This window comes from Humidesulfovibrio sp. (genome assembly GCF_035560995.1).
In the GTDB taxonomy this organism is placed as follows: Bacteria; Desulfobacterota; Desulfovibrionia; order Desulfovibrionales; family Desulfovibrionaceae; genus Humidesulfovibrio.
Map to the genome: position 1 here is coordinate 1 of NZ_DATMYK010000108.1, position 19,199 is coordinate 19,199.

The 19,199-nt window shown below is 66.3% G+C and carries 18 protein-coding genes and 1 riboswitch; of the genes, 6 read left to right on the top strand and 12 right to left on the bottom strand.

Going from position 1 to position 19,199, the window contains the following annotated elements; all coding sequences use genetic code 11:
* The 3 genes from VN419_RS04065 to VN419_RS04075 form a co-directional block, all read left to right on the top strand.
* On the top strand, window positions 1-1,316 hold a 1,316-nt coding region (locus VN419_RS04065; protein WP_325644711.1), incomplete at its 5' end, for a pitrilysin family protein.
* Window positions 1,317-1,429: 113 nt separating this feature from the next.
* Complete coding sequence (locus VN419_RS04070; protein WP_325644713.1) at window positions 1,430-1,762, top strand: hypothetical protein; 333 nt, start codon at window positions 1,430-1,432, stop codon at window positions 1,760-1,762.
* A 134-nt stretch (window positions 1,763-1,896) separates the two neighbouring features.
* On the top strand, window positions 1,897-3,384 hold the full coding sequence (locus VN419_RS04075; RefSeq protein ID WP_325644715.1) for a fused MFS/spermidine synthase: 1,488 nt from the start codon (window positions 1,897-1,899) through the stop codon (window positions 3,382-3,384).
* 101 nt (window positions 3,385-3,485) lie between these two features.
* Here VN419_RS04075 and cobT read toward each other — a convergent pair whose 3' ends face one another.
* On the bottom strand, window positions 3,486-4,553 hold the full coding sequence (cobT, locus tag VN419_RS04080; RefSeq protein ID WP_325644717.1) for a nicotinate-nucleotide--dimethylbenzimidazole phosphoribosyltransferase: 1,068 nt from the start codon (window positions 4,551-4,553) through the stop codon (window positions 3,486-3,488).
* A gap of 122 nt (window positions 4,554-4,675) precedes the next feature.
* A riboswitch (cobalamin riboswitch) is annotated at window positions 4,676-4,814 on the bottom strand.
* A 106-nt stretch (window positions 4,815-4,920) separates the two neighbouring features.
* Between cobT and VN419_RS04085 the strand changes: the two genes are divergently transcribed.
* The 3 genes from VN419_RS04085 to VN419_RS04095 are packed head-to-tail and all read left to right on the top strand — an operon-like array spanning window position 4,921 to window position 7,940.
* Window positions 4,921-5,742, top strand: a complete 822-nt coding sequence (locus VN419_RS04085) for a WcbI family polysaccharide biosynthesis putative acetyltransferase (RefSeq protein WP_325644719.1) — start codon at window positions 4,921-4,923, stop codon at window positions 5,740-5,742.
* A 9-nt stretch (window positions 5,743-5,751) separates the two neighbouring features.
* The gene (locus VN419_RS04090; RefSeq protein ID WP_325644721.1) at window positions 5,752-6,768 is read left to right on the top strand and encodes a glycosyltransferase family protein; all 1,017 of its coding nucleotides are present in this window, start codon (window positions 5,752-5,754) and stop codon (window positions 6,766-6,768) included.
* Window positions 6,765-7,940 (top strand): murein transglycosylase domain-containing protein, encoded by a 1,176-nt coding sequence (locus tag VN419_RS04095; RefSeq protein ID WP_325644723.1) that lies wholly within the window; start codon window positions 6,765-6,767, stop codon window positions 7,938-7,940. The genes VN419_RS04090 and VN419_RS04095 overlap by 4 nt, the downstream gene beginning before the upstream one ends.
* Window positions 7,941-8,051: 111 nt before the next feature.
* On the opposite strand, the gene VN419_RS04100 is transcribed toward VN419_RS04095, so the two are convergent.
* The 11 genes from VN419_RS04100 to VN419_RS04150 form a co-directional block, all read right to left on the bottom strand.
* Window positions 8,052-8,540: a YfcE family phosphodiesterase gene (locus tag VN419_RS04100; RefSeq protein WP_325644725.1), complete on the bottom strand. Its 489-nt coding sequence runs from the start codon at window positions 8,538-8,540 to the stop codon at window positions 8,052-8,054.
* 23 nt (window positions 8,541-8,563) lie between these two features.
* Window positions 8,564-9,310, bottom strand: coding sequence for a VacJ family lipoprotein (locus tag VN419_RS04105; RefSeq protein ID WP_325644727.1), 747 nt, complete (start codon window positions 9,308-9,310; stop codon window positions 8,564-8,566).
* 120 nt (window positions 9,311-9,430) lie between these two features.
* Entirely contained in the window at window positions 9,431-10,063 is a 633-nt protein-coding gene (locus VN419_RS04110) for an ABC transporter substrate-binding protein (RefSeq protein ID WP_325644729.1), read from the bottom strand.
* A gap of 35 nt (window positions 10,064-10,098) precedes the next feature.
* Window positions 10,099-10,542: an outer membrane lipid asymmetry maintenance protein MlaD gene (mlaD, locus tag VN419_RS04115; RefSeq protein ID WP_325644731.1), complete on the bottom strand. Its 444-nt coding sequence runs from the start codon at window positions 10,540-10,542 to the stop codon at window positions 10,099-10,101.
* A 50-nt stretch (window positions 10,543-10,592) separates the two neighbouring features.
* Entirely contained in the window at window positions 10,593-11,420 is an 828-nt protein-coding gene (locus VN419_RS04120) for an ABC transporter ATP-binding protein (RefSeq protein ID WP_325644733.1), read from the bottom strand.
* Between the two features lie 16 nt (window positions 11,421-11,436).
* Window positions 11,437-12,243 (bottom strand): ABC transporter permease, encoded by an 807-nt coding sequence (locus tag VN419_RS04125; protein ID WP_325644736.1) that lies wholly within the window; start codon window positions 12,241-12,243, stop codon window positions 11,437-11,439.
* A 199-nt stretch (window positions 12,244-12,442) separates the two neighbouring features.
* Window positions 12,443-13,117, bottom strand: a complete 675-nt coding sequence (locus VN419_RS04130; protein WP_325644738.1) for an HD domain-containing protein — start codon at window positions 13,115-13,117, stop codon at window positions 12,443-12,445.
* 215 nt (window positions 13,118-13,332) lie between these two features.
* The gene (gene argJ / locus VN419_RS04135; protein WP_325644740.1) at window positions 13,333-14,526 is read right to left on the bottom strand and encodes a bifunctional glutamate N-acetyltransferase/amino-acid acetyltransferase ArgJ; all 1,194 of its coding nucleotides are present in this window, start codon (window positions 14,524-14,526) and stop codon (window positions 13,333-13,335) included.
* Between the two features lie 124 nt (window positions 14,527-14,650).
* Window positions 14,651-15,907: a diguanylate cyclase gene (locus VN419_RS04140; RefSeq protein WP_325644742.1), complete on the bottom strand. Its 1,257-nt coding sequence runs from the start codon at window positions 15,905-15,907 to the stop codon at window positions 14,651-14,653.
* A gap of 143 nt (window positions 15,908-16,050) precedes the next feature.
* Complete coding sequence (secA, locus tag VN419_RS04145) at window positions 16,051-18,603, bottom strand: preprotein translocase subunit SecA (RefSeq protein WP_325644744.1); 2,553 nt, start codon at window positions 18,601-18,603, stop codon at window positions 16,051-16,053.
* 302 nt (window positions 18,604-18,905) lie between these two features.
* Window positions 18,906-19,199, bottom strand: a 294-nt coding sequence (locus tag VN419_RS04150; RefSeq protein WP_325644746.1) for a (Fe-S)-binding protein, incomplete at its 5' end; no start/stop codon positions are given.

Sequence of the window (19,199 nt, forward strand, 5' to 3'; positions counted from 1 at the left end):
CCATCGCCGAGGCCCCGCTGCTCGAAACCCTGAAGCGCCGCTGGCCTGCGCAGGCCGCCACGGCCACGGCCAAGGCGGAAGCGAAGGACGGCGCGGTGCGGCAAATCGCCCTGCCCGGCGGCGGCGTGCTTGTGCTCCAGCCCGACGCCACCCTGCCCTACGCCGCGCTCTCCATCGCCTGGCCCGGCGGCGACGGCCTGCTGAAGGCCGATGAACAGGGCCTGGGCGCTCTCACGGCCTCGCTTTTGGGGCGCGGCACCAGGAAGCTCAGCGCCAATCAGGTGGAGGACTTCCTGTCCGACCGGGCGGCTTCGCTCGGGGCCAACACCGGCACCGAGACCTTCAGCGTCAACGCCAAGTTCCCCAGCCGCTTCAGCGCGGACATGCTGGGTCTGGTGCGCGAGGTCCTCGCCACCCCGGCCCTGGATGCGGGCGAGCTGGCCCGCGCCAAGGAGGACCAGCTGAACGCCATCACGCGCGGCGAGGACCAGCCCATCGGCCTGGCCTTCCGCAAGCTGCCGGGCATCCTGTACGCCTCGGCTCCGCATTCGTCCCTGCGCCTGGGCGAGCCCGCCCAGGTGGCGGCCTTCACCCGCGAGCAGGCGGCGGCCTTCTGGAAGCGCCAGGCGGCCCAGCCCTTCGTGCTCTCGGTCTGCGGCCAGTTCGACGAGGCCCAGGTGACGGAATTCGCCACCGCCCTGGCGCGGGAGCTGACCCCTGCGGGCGTGGCGCGCGCGCAGGCCCCGGCCCCGCAGTGGAAGGCCAAGTCCGCCAGCGTGCTGCACCTGCCGGAGCGCAACCAGTCGCACCTCTTCATCATCTTCAAGGCCCCGGGCCGGGCGGACCAGGTCATGAGCGCGCGGCTTTCCGTGCTGCGCGCGGCCCTGGCCGGGCAAAGCGGCCTGCTCTTCCGCGACATGCGCGACAAGCAGGGCCTGGGCTACGCGGTCACGGCCTTCATGAGCCAGTACAAGGAGGCCGGGTTCCTGGCCTTCTACATCGGCACCGACCCGGACAAGCTGGCCCAGTCCAGGGAGGGCTTCCGCAAGGCCGCGGCGAGCCTTGCCGCCAAGCCCCTGCCCGAGGCCGAGCTGACCCGCGCCAAGAACATCCTCTCCGGCGACTACTATCAGGACCGGCAGTCGCTCATGTCCCGCAGCCGCGAGGCCGCAGGCGCCCTGGTGCAGGGCTACGAGCGCGACGCCGAGCTGAAGCTCGTGGAGGCCGCGCAGAAGGTGACGGCCGAGGACGTGCGCCAGGCCGCGGCCGCCGTGCTCAAGTGGGACGAGGCCTTTGTGGTCGAGGTTGCGCCCTAGGCCGATACGACGGCCAATATGACGTACCGCACCGGACCGAATGCCTTGCCGCTGCGGCGGCGATGGGCTACAAGAGCGGCCGGGAAAGTCCATCAGATTGAGGAGGAAAGCGCATGGCCATATTCAAGGGCAGCAAAACCAGGCCCGTTGAGGAAGACGCCAAGGCCGACCCGCGCCTGGGTCAGGCCAAGGACGTGTACATGGGCGGGCGCTTCAAGATCGTCACCCTGGACGCCATCCCCGCGCGCGAGGTGCTGGGCACCTTCGGCCTCATCGTCTGCCGCAGCTACAACTTCGACAACGCCTTCTACGGGCTCATAGCCCAGGCGCTGGAAGTCAACGCCGACGCCATCCTGGGCTACCGCGAGAGCGTGGCCTTCCACCCGGAGGGGGATCGCTACTACTCCTGCTACGGCACGGCCGTGCGCCTGAAACCTGTGAAATAGCATCCACCGGCCCCAGGCAAAACACACACGCAAAGCCCGGAGTCCGCACGGATTCCGGGCTTTTTCGCGTCCCCGGCCGGAAAGGGCCGGGCGGGCGTCTGGACATTTCCGCCCGGGCCGTGCAAAGGTGGCAGATGCTCGAAATAGCCGTATTTCTCTGCGGGGCAGTGGTCATGGTGCTGGAGCTCGCGGGTTCGCGCGTGCTGGCGCCGTTCCTTGGCACCTCCATCATCGTCTGGACCAGCCTCATCGGCGTGGTGCTCGGCAGCTTGAGCATCGGCTACTGGTGGGGCGGCAGAATCGCCGACAAGCGACCGGAAGCCAAGCTCCTCTCGCGCATCATCCTGCTGGCGGCCGTGGCCACCCTGCTCATCGCGGGGCTCAAGGGCTTCCTGCTCAGCTTCCTGCAAAACCGCGCCGGGCTCACCGCCGCCACCCTGGCGGCCACGGTGATGCTCTTCGTGCCCGTGTCCGTGCTGCTCGGCATGGTTTCGCCCTTTGCCGTGCGCCTGCGCATGGACGATGCCAAGAAATCCGGCCGCACCGCGGGCAACCTCTACGCCCTGTCCACAGTGGGCAGCATCGCGGGCACCTTTGCCGCGGGCTTCTGGCTCACCGCCGCCATCGGCACCACCAACCTGGTGCTGTGCATGGCCGGGGTGCTGGTGGCCGCCGCCTTCTGCGCCCACAAGGGCGATCTGTCCGCCAAGCTGGCCGTTGCCGCGCTCATCGGCTTCGCCACCCTGGGACTCGCCACCTATGACAAACAGTTGAACCAGGCCGACATCCACGACTTGGACACGCCCTACCAGCGCGTGCTGGTGTACAACGCCCGCAACACCGAAACGGGCGAGCGCCTGCGCATGCTCTCCACCGGGCCGGAAGGCAGCCAGTCCGCCGTGGACCTTTCCGACCCCACGCGGCTGGCCCTGCCCTACACCCGCTACTACCGTCTGGCCGGGCACTTCCGCCCGGACATCAAGCGCATGCTCATGCTGGGCGGGGGCGGCTGCTCCTTCCCCAAATACGCCATGAGCCGCCCGGACGAGTTCGGCGGCAGGCCGCGCATGGATGTGGTGGAGATCGACCCCGGCGTCACGGACATCGCCAAGCAGTATTTCGGGCTCAAGGCCGTGCCCGGCCTTGCCCTGCACCACGACGACGCCCGGCGCTTCCTGAACCGCGAAGCCGCGCCCGGCAGCTACCAGGTAGCCCTGGTGGACGTGTTCACCAGCCATCTTTCCGTGCCCTTCCACCTGGCGACGAAAGAGACCGCCCAGGCCCTTTCCCGCGCCCTCGACGCCGACGGCGTGGTGCTGGTGAACTGCATCAGCGCGCCGGAAGGCCCCAAGAGCCGCTTCTATCGCGCGCTTCTGGCCACCTACCGCTCGGTGTTCCCCCATGTGGAAAGCTTCCTGCTGGAGCCGGAGGACCCCCAGAGCCTGCAGAACATCATCCTGGCGGCGTTCAAGTCTCCGGCCGCGCCCAGGCTGACCAGCCAGAACCCGGAGTACGCGGCCATGCTGGCCATGCACTACCAGCCTCCGGCCCTCACCCCTTCCGATCCGCCCGTGCTCACGGACGACTTCGCGCCCGTGGACCACTACCTGCTGAACCTCTAGGCCACGAAAAAGGGCCGCCCACGGGCGCCCCCTCGTCATTCACGCACGCACCGCGCACGCATGCGCCGCGCCGGAAATACGGCGCGTGTTCGCGTTGGCCCTTACACGCCCTCGCTCACCCCGGCCTGGGCGAAGGAGGCCATGTCGTTGTAGATGGCCGCAGCCGAGCGCAGCAGGAACATGCATACCGCCGCGCCCGTGCCCTCGCCCAGGCGCAGGCCCAGATCGAGCAGGGGCCTCTTGCCCATCTTCTCCACCGCCAGCCTGTGGCCCGGTTCGGCCGAGGAGTGGGCCAGGACGAAGTAGTCCGCCACGGCGGGCGCAAGCTTCCAGGCCGCCACGCAGGCCGCGGTGGAGATGAAGCCGTCCACGCAGACGAACTGCCGGTTCTTGGCGCCGCCAAGGATCAGGCCCGCCAGGCAGGCGATCTCGTAGCCGCCCAGCGCGGCCAGAATCTCCAGGGCGTCGCCCCGGGCAATGACGGCTGCGTTCGCCGCCAAGCCCCGTTTGATGACCTCGACCTTGCGGCCCACCCCCTGCTGGTTGAGCCCGGCGCCGGGGCCGGTCATGGCGGCGGGGTCAAGCCCCAGGTAGGCGCAGTAGAGCGCCGTGGAGGGCGTGGTGTTGCCGATGCCCATGTCGCCCGTGCCCAGCACGCGCACGCCGTCGGCCTGGGCGCGGTCGGCCAGCCCCACGCCGAGCAGAAGCGCCTTCAGGCACTGATCCACGCTCATGGCCGGGCCCATGGCCAGGTTGGCCGTTCCTTCCGCCACCTTGCCCTGGATGAGCTGCGGGTGCTCGGCGAAGCCCGACCCCAGGCAGCCCGCGTCCACCACGAAGAGTTCGACCCCGGCGGTTTTGGCCAGCACGTTGATGCCGGCCCCGCCGTTCAGGAAGTTCAGGACCATCTGCCGCGTCACTTCCTGGGGGAAGAGGCTCACGCCCTCGGCCACCACGCCGTGGTCGCCCGCTACGGTGTACACGCGGGCCGGGTCGGCCTTGGGGGCCTGCCCGCCCTGCACCAGGGAAAGCTGCAGGGCCAGCTCCTCCAGACGGCCCAGACTGCCCTTGGGCTTGGTCAGGTTGTCCAGGTGGGCCTGGCCGGCCGGGGCCAGGGACTGGTCCACCGGGGTGATGGTGGACAGGATGGCGTCAAATTTCGCGCGCATGGGGGGCTCCTTTGCGTTCTTATGTCGGGTTTCGGGCAACAAAAAAAGGGTTCCGGCGAACGCGCACACGTCCGCCGGAACCCTTTGCCGTCAGGTTCCAGAACTATATCGGCTGCGGACAGGTCTTCCGGCTTCCGGATCAGCCCGGAGGAAACGGCCTTCCCGCAGGAAGTTCCCCGCAGTGGCTGGGCTCGTGAAGCCCCGCGTTTCCCCGGTCCCCGGTTACGGCGATGGGTTCGCCACGGAATCGCACCGTGTTCCGGGATGTCCGCCCGGTGGGGCAGAGGTAGCGCAAAGCGCTGCGTCTTTCAAGCCCGCAGGCGCGCGCGCTCTTCCCCTGCGGCACGGGGATTGCTACTGTCCTGGCGTGGAGAAACGCCTCGCCATACTGCACGCCAACTGCCAGGGCGATCCCCTGGCCCGCGCCCTGCTGGCCAGCCCGGAGTTCGCGCGCTTCTTTGCGCCCAAGGTATACCTGAACTACGCCAGGGAGGAGATCCCCCCGGTGGCGCTCGAAGCCTGCGGGCTTTTCCTCTACCAGCACCTGGGGCCGGAATGGGGCGAACTTGCCTCCGAGGCGCTCTTGGCCCGGCTGCCTGCGGGCACGCCGGCCCTGTGCATCCCCAACATGTTCTTCCGGGGGCCGTGGCCGCTGTGGTCCGGCGCGCCCGGCTTCGATTACCGCGACGGCTATCTGGACCACTTGCTCGGCATGGGCCTGCCCGGCGCGGACATTTTGCACGTGTACCTGCGCACGCCCCTGGCCGCCAAGTACGACCTCGCGGCCCTGCTGGACGAGACCATTGAGCGCGAGCGCATGCGCCAGGCTAAAACCCCGGTGGCCTATCTGGACTTCGTGCTGGAGAACTTCCGCCAGCGGCCGCTGTTCCACACGGTGAACCACCCCTCGGCCGGGCTCATCGCCCATGCGGCGCGGGGCATCCTGCGCCAGCTGGCCCTGGCCCCGGCGGACGAAGACACGCTGGCCGCCCTCGCAACCGGGTACGAGGACTTCTTTCTGCCCATCCACCCCCAGGTTGCGGAATTCTACGGGCTGGCCTACGGCGGCGCGGACGAGACATATCCTTGCTACGGCAAGCGCCGCAGCTTCGCCCAGTATGCCGCGGCCTACGTGGAGTGCCGCCTGGCGGGGCTCGACGACTTCATCGGCTACCTGCAACTGACGTAAAGGGGCGGCATGAACGCAAACGAGACGACCATCGCCTGGGTGGGCGGCATGTTCTTCATGCAGGGCATGGCCGGACATGGCTTCCGCGCCGTGCACATACCCCTCACCAAACCGCAGGCCCTGGGCTGGGAGGACATCTGCGAGCGCTGCGGCTGCGAGCCGGACGCCGTGGTCTACACCGACCGCAGCCTGCCCCCGCCGCTTGTGGGCGTGGAGCGCTTCCCCTGCCTCACGGCCTTCTACTGCATCGATTCGCACATCCATGGCTGGTACCCGCTTTACGCCAGCGCCTTCGACCTCTGCGCCGTAAGCCTCCACGGACACGTGGACCAGTTCGCGCAGGCCCTCTCGCCCGGGCGCGTCATCTGGCTTCCGGGCTTTGCCGTAGACCGCTTCCAGCCGCGCGAGACGGAGAAGCTCTTCGACCTGCTGTTCGTGGGCACCGTGGACCCGGAGACCACGCCCCAGCGCTGCGACTTCCTGGACCGGCTGCGCGCGGAGTTCCCAAATCTCGCTGTGCGCCGGGGCGACTTCGCAGAACTCATGCCCCAAGCCCGCGTGGTGCTGAACATCGCCGAGCGCGGCGACCTGAATTTCCGCGTCTTCGAGTCCCTGGCCTGCGGCAGCTGTCTGCTCACGCCGCGCATTGCCAACGGGCAGGATGAGCTGTTCACGGACGGCGAGCACCTTATGCTCTATGAGCCGGATGACGCCGCGGACTGCGCGGCCAAGGCGCGCTCCCTGCTGGCCGACCACGCCCTGCGCGTGCGCCTGGCGCAGAGCGGTCTTGCGCGCGTGAACGCGGCCCACCGCCCCGGGCACCGGGCCGGCAGCCTTGCGGCGCTCCTGCGCCGGGGCTTTGCCGCTGGCCTGCCGTCCCACAGGCTTGCTGCCGCCAATGTCGATCAGAAGGCGGCCCTGCGCCTGTTGTGGCTGCACTGGGCCGAGCACTGCGGCGACGCGGCCCTGGCCGCCCGTTATCTGGCCGAGGCCCGCGCCCTGGCCGCTCCCAGGGAGCACGCATGAAAAGACGCTCCCCCCGCGCCCTGTGCGCCGCCCTGGTGGCCGTGAGCTTCCTTACGGCCTCCTGCTCAGCGTCCGACGCCGTGAGCATCGCCCGCGTGGCCAGCGGCGACACCAGCGCGGCCGTGGGCATGGCGCGCAGCAAGGCAATCCGCTACGCGGCCAACCCCAGCGCCATCGAGGCAGACTACAAACGCTTCAAGGGCCTGCTGGCGACCTTCCGCCGCGCCGTGAACGGCAACTGGGGCAAGGGCGACGCCCGCGAACCGGAGCCCAAGCAGTATGTGAAGTACACCCAGAACTACCAGTCGCGCGCCATGGTGGATTTCGAGAACGGGCGCATCATCGTGGAGACCCTTGACCAGGAAGCGCCGGTGAAGAGCCTGCGCGAGGCCATCGTCACCACCCTGCTCACGCCCTATGATCCGCGCGCCGTGGACATGTACTCCAGCGGCCCGGTGAAGCTGGGCGGCACGCCCTTTCTGCTGGGCGAGGTGAAGGACGGACGCGGGCAGAACATCCGCACCGAGGAGCAGGCCCAGGCCTTCGCCCGGCAGCTGCTGGCCGATGGTCCGCAGGAACGCCCGGCGAGCGTGCCCGGCAAGACCGTGCGCTTCGTGGTCATCCCCATGGCGGGCGACCACATGCAAGTGCGCGCGGGCAAGTTCAAGCCCCTGGTGGAGGCCGCGTCCAAGCGTTTCAACGTCTCGCGCACCCTCATCTACGCCATCATCCGCGTGGAAAGCGACTTCAACCCGTACGCCATCAACACCGTGCCCGCCGTGGGGCTGATGCAGGTGGTGCCGCAGACCGCCGGGGCCGACGTGCAGGAATACCTGACCAGCAAGCGCGGCGAGCCCAGCAAGGCCTTCCTTTTCGAGCCGGACAACAACATCGAGTACGGCACGGCCTACCTGAACCTGCTGTTCACCCGGCACCTGCCCGGCGTGGTGGACCCGGTGAGCCGCGAGTACTGCGTCATCGCCTCGTACAACGGCGGCTCGGGCGCGCTTCTGAAGACCTTCAACCGCGACCGGGCAAAGGCCCTCGACGCCATCAACACCCGCCCGCCCACGGCCGTGTACGACACCATTACCCAGCAGCACGCGGCCGAGGAGACGCGCCAGTACCTGAAGAAGGTGCTGGCCGCCAAGAAGCAGTTCGCCGGAATGTAGGACTGGCAGAAAGCCAGACGCGGGCCAGCGCCCCGGCCGGCCTAAAGGCTCGATTCCCGAGGACCGCAATGGTCTATGCCGGAAGGATCAGGGAAACGAAAAGGTTTTAAGCTAGAGATCCAGGAAGGTGCAGGACAGGCTGCCGTCCTGCGCCAAGTCGAGCAGGGCCATGGAGCCCTCGGCGAAGCTGCCGGGGTTCAGGAGCTGCGCGCCCGCGTGCTCTGCCCAGTGGCGGCGGTGGGTGTGGCCGAAGCACACCAGGTCATGCCCGGGGAAGGTCTCGGCCACACGCAGCCACACGCTGCTGCGCTCGCCCCAGCCATGGGCCATGCCGAGCGTGAGCGTACCGCCGGGATGCTCGATGCCCCGGCTCAAGGTCACGGGCAGGTCGTGGTCGAGCACGAAGTGGTCGCAGTTGCCGCGCACGCAGAAGAAGCGCGGGTGGCGCGAAAGGTAGTGATACAAAGACGCGCCCACCATGTCGCCGCAGTGCAGCAAGACATCGGTGGGCGCGAGGTGTTCTTCGTACAGGGCGCAGAAGCGCTCGTCAGGGCCGCTTAAATGCGTGTCCGAGATGACCGCGAGACGCATCTGGCGCATGGGAACCAATCAGGCCGCAGGGCCTAGTCGTTCATCTTCTTGAAGCGCATGCGCAGGTAGGCGTCGCGCAGGGCCACGTAGGGGTCCACGCTGGCCTCCTTCAGGGCCTCGTAATCGCCGATGCGCATGGAGATCTCGTTCACCTTGTCGTAGCCCTTGGTGCCCATGGACCAGTACCAGGGGTTCAGGTAGCTGGTGGGGGTCAGGAAGTAGTCGCCCGCGTAGCCCAGGGTGTCGCGCCCGGTGGAAGGGCCGATGAAGGGCCACACGAGATAGAAACCGTTGCCCGCGCCCCAATAGCCGAAGGTCAGGCCCAGGTCCTGCTCGGTGGAGGGGATGGGCTTGTAGGGCTTGCTGTCGCTGGTGATGTCGGCGAAGCCGCCCAGGCCGAAGGCCGTGTTGCCGATGAAGCGCGAGGTCTCCACCGCTGCGGCGTCAAACTTGGCCTGAAGCATCAGGCTGGTGAAACGCACCGGGTACATGAGGTTGTGGAAAAAATTGTGGACCCACAGGCGCGGGCGTTCCGGGATCACGAAACTGTAGCCCTGCGCCACGGGCTTCATGGCCCAGAAGTACAGTTTGTCGTTGAAGGTGAACATGGCGCGGTTCCAACCCTCAAGCGGGTCGGGCGTCTCGGCGGCGGCCTCGGCCACGCTCATCTTGCCGGACCCAGGGGTATGCTTGATGATCTGCCCGTTCTCATCCCAGATGTCGTCATCGCCATAGGCGAGGAGCCCCGGACCGGCGGCCTTGGCCTGCGGGGCAAGCACTGGGGCCTTATCGGCGGCGAAGCCGGCACCGCAAAGCACAAGCAGTAAGCCGGCCGCCGCGAGCAAGCGGCAGGCGACACCCCGGACGTTCAACGCAGCGCAAATTTTCATTCTTCCCCCCTAGCCTTCCTTGCCGACGACATCATCAACGTTCTTGCCTTCATCCAAGGCCTTGATCTTGTCCTTGATGCGCTGCAGAAGCGCTTCCGGGCTTTCCTTGGAAAGCACCTTGGAGAACTGGCTGCGATAGTTCTTCACCAGACTCACGCCCTCGACCATAACGTCGTAGACCATCCACTGGTCGCGCTTGATCATGACGTAATTGATGGGAATGCTCTTATCCTTCATCATCACCAGCGTGTTGATGAAGGCGTGGTTCCCCTCGATCTGTTCCTTCACGTAGGTGACTTTCTCGTTATTGTACTTCTCAAGCTTGCGAATGTAGGTCTTCTGCAACAGCTCTGAGAAGCTGGCGACGAACTCGTCCTGCTGCTTCGGGGAGTATTTGTTCCAGTTCTCGGCCAGGGCGCGGCGCGAAAGCTCGCGCCAGTCGAAGAAACCATCGGCCACGGTGCGCAGTTTGTTCTGGCGCTCCGCCCGTTTGGCCGGGCCTTTGAGGGCCGGGTCGGACAAAATGGCGATGACCTTGTCGATGCCGCCTTTGAGGCGGTCCTGCGGTTCTCCGGCCAGGGCCACGGAGGAGAACGCCAGCATCAACAGCAACAGCCCGAACACACTCGCGATTTTTTTCATTTCCCCTGTCCTGTCAATAGAAATAGGGCGCTCTTTTACACGCCGCCAAAAACATATTTACTGATTAGCTCTTCCAGGTCAATAGATGATTCTGTGTCCCTAAGCACGGCGCCAGCCTGAATGGGCTCGCCGCCGCCACGTGAAATTTTGATGTACTTGTCGCCGATGAGACCGCTGGTCTTCACCGAGGCGATGGTGTCGTCGGTGAGCTGCACGTCCTTGCGGATGCGCAGGGTCACAACAGACATGCCGCTGGCCATGTCGATGCCGATCTTTTCAACGAAGCCCATTTCCACGCCGTACATCTGCACCGGTGCGTTCACCTTGAGCCCGGTCACGTCGTTGAACTTGGCGGTGATGGCATAGTCGCTGTCCGAGAACAGGTGCACGTTGCCGAGCTTGATGCTCATGTAGGCGATGGCCAGAAAGCCCACCAGCACGAACAGTCCCACCTGCGTTTCCTTGGAATATTTCTTCATCCGGCACCTCGTTTGGTCTGGCCCGACAAGTCAGGGCGGCTTCAGGGCGGTTATTCGTCCAGATACCCGGAGCAGTCGCGCTTCATCAGCTTGAAATCAAGGGGCGGCATGGTCAGCCGGGGCGTGGAGCGCTGCGCCGCCTCGCGGTCCAGGAAGCGGCGCAGGTACTCGTCCTGCGTGGCCTCAAGCTCGGCCAGGCCGCCCTGGAACAGCACCTTGCCCGAGCCCAGCACCAGCACATGGTCGGCGATGGCGCGCATGCTGTCCAGGTCGTGGCTCACCACCACCAGGGTCATGTCGAAGCTCTTCTTGAGCTCCAGCAGCAGCTGGTCGAGCTCGGCCGCGGTCACCGGGTCCAGGCCGCTGGTGGGCTCGTCGCAGAACAACAGCGGCGGGTCCATGACCATGGCCCGGGCCAGGCCGGCGCGTTTGCGCATGCCGCCGGAAAGCTCGTTCGGGTAGTAGTCGTAAAAATCGGCCAGGCCCACCAGGGCCAGCTTGGCCAGCACGCGTTCGCGCACGTCCTTTTCCGAAAGCTTGGTGTGCTCGCGCAGGGGCAGGGCCACGTTGTCGCCCAGGGTGAGGGAGCCCAGAAGCGCGCCGTCCTGGAACAGCACGCCCATGCGCTGGCGCAGGCAGTGCATGCCCCGGCGGTCCAGGCTGTCCAGGTCGTGCCCGCCCACCACGATGCGCCCGGCCAGAACCGGGTGCAGCTTCAAAATATGCTTCAGCAGCGTGGACTTGCCGCAGCCAGAACCGCCCAGGATGACCGTGATCTTGCCGCCCGGAAGGGTGGCGTTGATGCCGCTGACCACGGCGTTCTTGCCGTAGCCGATGGTGAGCCCTTCCAGGAGGATGTCCGGTGTGGTCGACTGCATCTTGCGCCCCTTTCCTCTAGAACAAAAGCGAGGTCAGCACGTAGTCGGTGAGCAGGATGAGCACACAGGAGCTGACCACTGCCGAGGTGGTGGCCTGGCTCACGGCCTCCGGGCCGACGGAGTCGCGCCGGAGGTGCGTGAAGTAGCCCATGTAGCAGCACACGGTGCACACCACCACGCCGAACACCAGGGACTTGATGAATCCGCCGGAGATGTCGCTCATCTTGAGGTACGCGCTGACGCGGTACCAGTACACACCGGAATTGCCGCCCAGAAGCAGCACGCCGGTCAGGTAACCGCCCAGCATGCCCACAAGGTCGAAAAAGGCCGTGAGGATGGGGAAGCAGATGACGCTGGCGGCCAGCTTGGGGCTCACCAGGTAGCCCACGGGATTGATGTCCATGACGCGCAGGGCGTCGACCTGCTCGGAAATACGCATGACGCCGATCTCGGCGGTCATGGAGGACCCGGCCCGGCCGGTGATCATGATGGCAGTGAGCACGGGCCCGAGCTCGCGCACCAGAGAAAGCGACACCGCCGCGCCCAGGAAGCCGTCGGCGCCGAACTTGGCCAGCGCGTAGTACATCTGCAGGCCGATGACCATGCCCGTGAACAGGCTGATGAGCGTGATGACGCTGATGCTCTTAACGCCTATGAAGTAGACTTGGCGCACTATTTTGTGGAACTGGCCCCAGGACCGGAAGATGCGTCCGAAGGATTCCAGGAAGAACAGGAACATGGCCCCCATCTCGCCCACAAGGCGCAAGGAGGCGTCGCCCAGGCGGGCGACGGGCGAAAGCTGTGCGCGTCTTCCCTCAATCATTGGTGGCGGTTCCCCCTTTCCCGGCCTGCTCCATGCGGGTCAGGTGAATGAGCCCCTGCGGGGTAGAAAAAGCTGTAACGAACCTGCAAGCAATAGCACAGCCCAAAAGTCCAGGCAAGGCGTTGCCTCCCCGTCCCGGACATTTTAAACAAATTCGACCAGTAAGAGATAAAATACGTAGAAAATCGGCCCCCTGGGCCTACTGGCCGTCCTCATCCTCGGCGTCCCGGGCGGCCTGGGCCGCGTCCACGTCGATCTTTGGCAGATTGGTGCGCGAGCCGTTCTTGCGCTCCCACCAGGCCTGGTCCGGCCCCAGGAACCACCAGTCGGTGTGGTCGGTCTCAAGCACGGTCCGGGCCAGCTCCTGGCCCTCCGGCGTGCGCAGGCGCTGGCTGGCCGCGGCCAGCCATTTGTCCGCGTACGTGTTGCCCAGGTCGCTCTGCTCTTTCAGGTTCAGCATAAGGTCCAGCTGGTCCGCGTCCTGGGCCAGCTTGGCCTCGACGCTGGCCGTCTCCTCCAGCTCCTCCCACATGGGCATCAGCTCCGGGCCGAGGCCCGTGCCGGAGAGGCAGTCGGCCAGGGCCTGGGTGCGCGTGCTCGTGTTGTAGATGCGGTTCACGTAGTTGAAATCGCCGGTGCGGGCCTCGTGCAGATCGTGGAACAGGCAGAGCATGGCCGTGCGTTCCTTGTTGGCCCCGGCCATCTGCGCCAGCACGAAGCCGATGACCGCCGTGCGGAAGGAGTGCTCGGCCACGTTCTCCTGGCCGGTGCCCAGGAACTGGTAGCCGCTGCGCGGGGTTCTGCGCAGCATGCCGCATTCGTTCAGGAAATCCACAAGCCGCGTGATGCGCGAGCGGGAATTGAGTCGTGACATGGGTGGGTGAGCCTCCGTTGGCCGTCTGCGCTGCGGGGAGCATGGGGGGGCCAGCCTTGTGCGCGGGGCTGTATTCCAAAGAGGGATTGCGTTTCCGGGCCAGGAAGGATTCGATTCCGGGCCGGGGATAGTACTGTTGCGGTACAGCCCCGGGCCGGAATCGGATCCTGACGCCGCACGGGGGCGCAGGACGCTTTGGAGGAAGCCCCTATGAATTACGTGCGGTAGTCCGCGTTGATCTCGATGTAGCGTTTGGTGAGATCCGAAGCCAGCAGGGTGAACGAGCCGCGCCCGGCGTGCAGGTCCAGCTCGATCGCCACGTCCTGGTGGCGCATGATGGGCGCAAGCAGCCCGTCCAAGTCCTCGGGCGAGGGCTGCCCCTTCTCGAACACCAGGATGCCGCCGATGGTGAGCACCACGGCCTCGGCCTCGAACTCCGCCCCGCTGCGGCCAAGGGCGGCCACGATGCGCCCCCAGTTGGGATCGCAGCCGAAGAGCGCGGTCTTGACCAGGGGCGAGTTGCCGATGGCCCTCGCGGCCAGCTCGGCCTGAGCGTTGCTCTTGGCCCCGCGCACGGTGATGTGCGCCACCTTGGTGCCGCCCTCGGCGTCCTGCACGATGCGGTAGGACAGCTCCTGGCACAGCTCGGTCACGCAGGCGCGCAGCAGGCGCAAGGACTTGGCGTCGCGCACGGCCACGCGGGACGCGCCGTTGGCCAGGGCCAGCACGGTGTCGTTGGTGCTCGTGTCGCCGTCCACGGTCAGCGCGTTGAAGGAGCGGTCCGCGGCGGAAGACAAAAGCTCCTGCCAGTCCTTGGGCTCCACGTCGGCGTCGGTGAGGATGAAGCCGAGCATGGTGGCCATCTTGGGGGAAATCATGCCCGCGCCCTTGCACATGCCGAGCACGCGCACCTCGCCCCCGGGCAGGGAGAGCGTCTTGGCCACCAGCTTGGGGAAGGTGTCCGTGGTCATCATGGCCTTGGCCACGTCCATGGCCGAGGCCGTGCCCAGGCTCTGCGCCAGTTGCGGCGCGGCGGCGGCCCATTTGTCCATCTTAAGCTGCGCGCCGATGACGCCGGTGGAGGTGGGCAGCACGTCCTCAGGCTCAATTTTCAGGGCTTTCGCTGCCGTGGCGGCGATGGCCAGGGTCTCGCGGCAGTTGGCCAGCCCTTCCGCCCCGGTGCAGGCATTGGCCTGGCCGGAGCTCACCAAGAGGGCGCGCGCCAGGGGGCGTTCGGCCAGAAGCTCTTTGCACACCAGCACGGGCGCGGCCTGGAAGCGGTTGGTGGTGAACACGCCCGCGGCCGAGGCCTCGCCGTGGCTCACGATGATTCCCAGGTCGTTGCGGTCCGGCCGCTTGAAGCCGGCGGCGGCGACGCCGAAGCTGTATCCTTTGGGTACGATGGTCATGGGCGCACCTCGCGAAAAAATGTCGTCGCGGCCGGATGTTCCGCCGCGCAAGAAAGCCCTAGCACAGGCCGGGGCGGGTTTCAAAGGCTGTGTTGGACGCGCGGGCGCCGGGAAGCGGCTAGGCCTAGGCCCCGGGCCGGGAAAGGCTGACGCGGTTTCTGCCCGCGCTCTTGGAGCGATACAGCATGCGGTCGGCCTCGCGCAGCATCTCGTCCAGGGAAAGGCCGGACTGGCTGCACAGGCCCATGCTCACGGTGTAGGAGACGCGAATGTCGCCGAAGAGCACCGGCGTGGCTTCAAAGGTGGCGCGCAGTTCCTCGAACAACAGCAGGGCCTGGTCGGCGTCGATATCCGACGCCAGCACGCAGAACTCCTCGCCGCCGAGCCGGGCCACGATGTCCGACACGCGGAAGCGCGAGGACAGGACCTGGGCCATTTGCCTGAGCACCGCGTCGCCCGCCTCATGCCCCAGGGAGTCGTTGATGTTCTTGAAGTGGTCGATGTCGAGCATGGCCACGGTCATGGGCTGGCTGCGCCGGGAAAGCAGCGCGTGCAGCTGCGAGCCGGCGGAGAAGAAATAGCGGCGGTTGTACACACGGGTCAAAAAGTCCTTTTCCGCCATGTCGCGCACCTGGGCGATGTGCTCAAGCATCTCCAGGTTCTGGGTGATGCGCGTGTAGAACTCCTCCACCAGGAAGGGCTTGTTCAGATAGTCGTTGGCGCCGCTTTTGATGAACCGGGCCGAGAGCCTGGCTCCACCCACGGCGGAAACGCCTATGACGGCCATCATGTCTTTGCCGAAGCGGCGGCGTATCTCGCGCGTCAGCACGAAGCCGTCCATGCCGGGCATGCTGTAGTCCGCCATCACCAGGCGCGTGTCCGGGTGCTCCTCCAGCACGGCCAGGGCCTCTTCTCCGGTGGCGGCCTCCAGCACGTGGTAGCGGTGCGCGGCAAGCAGGCGGGTCACGGCATGGCGATAGCTGCGGGAATCGTCCACCACAAGGATCTTGGTCTGCGGATTCTGATGCAGCCTGGCCAGCAGCTGCACCACGTAGTCCACGTTCCCCTCGTCGCCCTTCAGGATATAATCCGCGATGCGGCGGTTCCAGAAGCTCTCGCGCATGGTGTCGGAAATATCGCTGGTGAGGACCACGGCGGGCACCTGGTGGGAAATGGCCAAGTCCACGGCTTCGCCCCGGCGGGCGTCGGGCAGGGTGATGTCGATGAGGGCGGCGAGATAGTCGGCGTCTGCGGCCAGCAGGGCCTCGGCCTCGGCAAGGTCATAGGCCACGTGGGGCTCAAAGCCCAAATCAAGGCGCACGCGCTTCGCCACCAGAGCGGCGAAGGAACGGCTGTCCTCGACAATGAGCACCTTGGTCATCTAGCACTCCCGACAGGCGCGATGCAAATCCATCGCCGGAGGCGAAAGTGCTCTCCGGACTGCCTGCGGCGCTGCCACGCCGCTCGTATCATACTGTCAGTATCAGTTACAAGACGCAATAAAGGACCCCAGGCCCCCCTGTATTATTTCCCGCAGCAATTCTTGAATTTCTTGCCGGAGCCGCAGGCGCAGGCATCGTTGCGGCCCACCTTGGCGGCGCGCTTCACGGGCTGCTTCTTCTTCGGCTCCGCAGGCGCGGCCGAGGCGGACCCCTGGTATTCCACGTCCGAGACTGTCTCCTTGTGCTGGAACTCCTCTTCCTTCACCTCTTTCTGGATGCGCAGGCGGCAGATGAGGCTCAGGGACTTCTCGGCGATGGTGTAGAGCATGCCCCGGAAGAGTTCGAAGCCCTCGCGCTTGTACTCCTGCTTGGGATCCTTCTGGCCGTAGCCGCGCAGGCCGATGCCGTCGCGCAGGTGGTCCATGTTCAGCAGGTGGTCCTTCCAGTTGCGGTCCAGGGTCTCCAGGCTGAAGTAGCGCAGGATCTCCTGGTAGCTGTCGGGCGCGGCGGCCTGCAGGGTCTGCAAAATCTCGGCGATCCATTCCTCGCTCTGCTCGCGGCTGGGCAGCTCCGCGGCGAAGCCGGGGAAGCGGGAGAGGTCGAACACCTCGTCGAGGCGCGAGGAAATGATGCCCGCGGTCTCCTCGTCCAGGCCGCCCTTGGCGTGCTCCATGGGGGCGTAGATGTCGTCCAGAAGCTCGTCCACGTACTCCTGCACGATGTCGTCCAGGGTCTCGGCGTACATGATCTCGCGGCGGCGGGCGTAGATGACCTCGCGCTGCTGGTTCATAACGTTGTCGTAGTCGAGCAGCTGCTTTCTGATCTCGAAGTTGTGGGCCTCCACGCGCTTCTGCGAGCCCTCGATGGCGCGGCTGACCATGCGGTTCTCGATGGCCTCGCCGTCCTGCAGGCCCAGGGTGTTCATGAGGCCCGCGATGCGGTCGCTGCCGAACAGGCGCATGAGGTCGTCATCGAGCGCCAGGTAGAAGCGCGAGGTGCCGGGGTCGCCCTGGCGGCCGGCGCGGCCGCGCAGCTGGTTGTCGATGCGCCGGGATTCATGGCGCTCCGTGCCCAGGATGTGCAGGCCGCCCAGTTCCTTCACGCCCTCGCCCAGCACGATGTCCGTGCCGCGGCCGGCCATGTTGGTGGCGATGGTGACGCGGCCCTTCTGCCCGGCCTCGGCCACGATCTCGGCCTCCAGCTCGTGCTGCTTGGCGTTCAGCACGCTGTGGGGCACGCCGCGCTTCTTCAGCATGGCCGAGACGAGCTCGCTCTTCTCGATGCTGACCGTGCCCACCAGCACGGGCTGGCCGCGCTTGTGGCAGTCGGCGATCTCGTCGGCGATGGCGTGGAACTTCTCGCCCTGGGTCTTGAAGATCATGTCCGCGTTGTCCACGCGCACCATGTCGCGGTTGGTGGGAATCACCGTCACGTCGAGGTTGTAGATCTCCTTGAACTCCACGGCCTCGGTGTCGGCCGTGCCGGTCATGCCGGAGAGCTTCTCGTACATGCGGAAGTAGTTCTGGAAGGTGATGGAGGCCAGGGTCTGGTTCTCGGCCTCGACCTTCACGTTCTCCTTGGCCTCCAGGGCCTGGTGCAGTCCGTCGGAGAAGCGGCGGCCGGGCATGAGGCGGCCCGTGAACTCGTCGACGATGACCACCTGCTCTTCCTTGACGATGTACTCCACGTCGCGGCGGTACAGGTGGTGGGCCTTCAAGCCCTGGAGCACGTGGTGCTGCAGGGTGGCATTGGCCGGGTCGTAGAGGTTCTCCACGCCGAGCAGCTTTTCGCACTTGGCCACGCCGCGCTCGGTCATGGAGATGCTGCGCGCCTTCTCGTCCACCTCGAAGTCGCCGGTGGGCTCCGCGCCCTCTTCCTTGGACTTCTCTCCGCGCACCAGCATGGGGATGATGGCGTCGACCTTACGGTAGAGCTGGGTGCTCTCCTCCGCCGCGCCGCTGATGATGAGCGGGGTGCGCGCCTCGTCGATGAGGATGGAGTCCACTTCGTCGACGATGGCGTAATTCAGGGGCCGCTGCACCAGCGACTCCTTGTAGAACTTCATGTTGTCGCGCAGGTAGTCGAAGCCGAACTCGTTGTTCGTGCCGTAGGTGATGTCCGAGCCGTAGGCCACCTGGCGCTCTTCGTCGGTAAGGCCATGGACGATGACGCCCACGGACAGGCCCAGGAAGTTGTACAGCTTGCCCATCCAGGCCGCGTCGCGCTTGGCCAGGTAGTCGTTCACGGTGACCAGATGCACGCCCTTGCCGGAAAGGGCGTTCAGCACCACGGGCAGGGTCGCCACCAGGGTCTTGCCTTCACCGGTCTTCATTTCGGCGATGCGCCCCTGGTGCAGCACCATGCCGCCCACCATCTGCACGTCGTAGTGGCGCATGCCCAGCACGCGCTTGCCCGCCTCGCGCACCAGGGCGAAACATTCAGGCAGCAGATCGTCCAGGCTGCGCCCATTCGCCACTTCTTCTTTCCATCCGGCGATCTTGGCCGGGAAGTCCTCGTCGGAAAGGGCCTGCATCTGCGGCTCCAGGGCGGCGATGGCGGCCACCGTGGGTTCAAGCTTCTTCAGATAGCGGTCGTTGCTGGAACCGAGGATCTTCTTCAGGAAGGAACTGAACATGGGCGAAAACTCCTACGCTGGCCAAAGAAACGTCCTGCCAGCAGATTTCTTCATCATTATGAGCCCGTGAAACCATGCTTCCGGGCGGAAAACGCCAAACCGGAACATTGTCCCGGCTGTGGCGCAGGGGGTGTTCTCGGATATTTCCGGGGCCGCGTCAAATTCTGGCCTGAAAATAACGCCCAGGCGCCATTCGTCAACCCGCAAGGCCGCGATTTCTCACGCCGGACCCGCGGGTTGGCCGCAAAAGCCCCGGAGGACAAAACGCGGGGGGCTGTTCTGGCCGCCCTACCCGGCGCGCCCTACCCGGCGCGCAGAATCTCCAGCCAGTGGCCCACGCGTCCACCCTTGGGCGCGGTGGCCGAAAGCTGCATGGCGCAGCCGCTGCACCCGGTCAGCACATAGGCGGGCGTCACCTGCGGCGCGGCGGAAAAGCCCAGCGCGGCGTCCAGGTTCTCCCAGCATGCGCCGCCTACCGTGGCGGAAAGCTCCGGCGCGCCAAGCTGCATGATGCCGCCGAAGCCGCAGCAGCCGCCCTTGGCCGGGGTGCGCAGCCGCGCGCCCAAGAGGCCGGACAAAAACTTGAAATCGGAATC

Bases quoted from the DNA above. Each gene is read 5' to 3' on its own strand.
- VN419_RS04070 (WP_325644713.1), top strand. From the start codon at position 1,430: ATGGCCATATTCAAGGGCAGCAAAACCAGGCCCGTTGAGGAAGACGCC.
- VN419_RS04075 (WP_325644715.1), top strand. From the start codon at position 1,897: ATGCTCGAAATAGCCGTATTTCTCTGCGGGGCAGTGGTCATGGTGCTG.
- cobT (WP_325644717.1), bottom strand. From the start codon at position 4,553: ATGCGCGCGAAATTTGACGCCATCCTGTCCACCATCACCCCGGTGGAC.
- VN419_RS04090 (WP_325644721.1), top strand. From the start codon at position 5,752: ATGAACGCAAACGAGACGACCATCGCCTGGGTGGGCGGCATGTTCTTC.
- VN419_RS04095 (WP_325644723.1), top strand. From the start codon at position 6,765: ATGAAAAGACGCTCCCCCCGCGCCCTGTGCGCCGCCCTGGTGGCCGTG.
- VN419_RS04100 (WP_325644725.1), bottom strand. From the start codon at position 8,540: ATGCGCCAGATGCGTCTCGCGGTCATCTCGGACACGCATTTAAGCGGC.
- VN419_RS04110 (WP_325644729.1), bottom strand. From the start codon at position 10,063: ATGAAAAAAATCGCGAGTGTGTTCGGGCTGTTGCTGTTGATGCTGGCG.
- mlaD (WP_325644731.1), bottom strand. From the start codon at position 10,542: ATGAAGAAATATTCCAAGGAAACGCAGGTGGGACTGTTCGTGCTGGTG.
- VN419_RS04120 (WP_325644733.1), bottom strand. From the start codon at position 11,420: ATGCAGTCGACCACACCGGACATCCTCCTGGAAGGGCTCACCATCGGC.
- VN419_RS04125 (WP_325644736.1), bottom strand. From the start codon at position 12,243: ATGATTGAGGGAAGACGCGCACAGCTTTCGCCCGTCGCCCGCCTGGGC.
- VN419_RS04130 (WP_325644738.1), bottom strand. From the start codon at position 13,117: ATGTCACGACTCAATTCCCGCTCGCGCATCACGCGGCTTGTGGATTTC.
- argJ (WP_325644740.1), bottom strand. From the start codon at position 14,526: ATGACCATCGTACCCAAAGGATACAGCTTCGGCGTCGCCGCCGCCGGC.
- VN419_RS04140 (WP_325644742.1), bottom strand. From the start codon at position 15,907: ATGACCAAGGTGCTCATTGTCGAGGACAGCCGTTCCTTCGCCGCTCTG.
- secA (WP_325644744.1), bottom strand. From the start codon at position 18,603: ATGTTCAGTTCCTTCCTGAAGAAGATCCTCGGTTCCAGCAACGACCGC.